At 54.0% G+C, this 1,034-nt stretch carries 1 protein-coding gene; it reads right to left on the reverse strand.

The window, feature by feature from the left end:
- Positions 1–274 precede the first annotated feature (274 nt).
- Positions 275–1,034, reverse strand: a 760-nt coding sequence (locus tag AB4043_RS26555; protein ID WP_442308666.1) for an ImmA/IrrE family metallo-endopeptidase, incomplete at its 5' end; no start/stop codon positions are given.

The following is a 1,034-nucleotide window of genomic DNA, read 5'->3' on the forward strand; positions in this document are numbered from 1 at the left end:
GACCTCTGCTTTCTGGTTACAGACCTCTGCTTTCGGAGGCAAAAATGGACCGGTGCCGTTGCACGGTAGAGGCCTAGAGTCGATTTGACTGCTGCCCTTGTTCAGCAGAGGTTTGAAGCAGAAGAAGAGGCTAATTCTGCTGGAGCAGAGGTCTGTTCACGAGATTTCGAGCGGCCATGGTCTCGCTATCGACAGAGATCAATAGTCGTTTGTGTGAACATCGTAAAATCTCTAAAGTCATCACTCGCTGCCCGCCGCTCCTTCGCGCGAGGCCTTACTTCTTGCCTGGCCAACGCTCACGCCGATAGCTGTCAAACTTGTCCGTATCCAGCTCTTCGAGCAAGTCATCCTCTGCCGTCCGATGTTTAAGCGGACGTTTCGCCCACAGCAACACAAGCGAGCCTCGATAAGTGGGCATACTTACACACCCTTGGAGAAGCGTGGATACCTTGTCTTCGGAGAAAGCGGGAATCCACTCCGAGGCTCTGACCTCAACCATCTCTTGTAGCGGTGCATTACAGTCCAGAAGACCGGCATCTACCTCTTCTCGGACCTTGATCCAGTGCGGAAAACTTGGGGATGGTGAAAACCAACCGATACGCGAGTCTTGTACCCAAACTCCAGCGCAGCTTTGCGTTGCAACGTCGCAATACTTCCTGATCGTGGCCGTTAAGGTGGTTTCAAACTCCTCAGCAAGGTCGCTAACGAGTTTGAGTGAAGGCCACTGCGTTCCAATCAAAGCCTGTATCTCAGTGCTTGGAAGCAAGAGCTCCGAGGCAAACTCGTCCGCCTCGTGCTCAGGATTGACTTCGATATTGGTCCAGTTCGCAATCTCCTTCGCGCCGCACGACATGCTGTCCGAGTCTTTGTGGAGGAGGTAGTGCCCAATCTCGTGGGCCGTAGTGAAACGCTTCCTGCCCGACTCTCGAATGTTTCGGTTCACCAGAATTCGACCGCCCACGCCCGAGGATCGACGCACCAGCGCTCCATCGAAACCATCCGAACCCACTTCTTTTATCGACAGGTGCAGTGGC

Origin of the sequence: Terriglobus sp. YAF25 (genome assembly GCF_052113305.1) — a bacterium.
GTDB lineage: Bacteria > Acidobacteriota > Terriglobia > Terriglobales > Acidobacteriaceae > Terriglobus.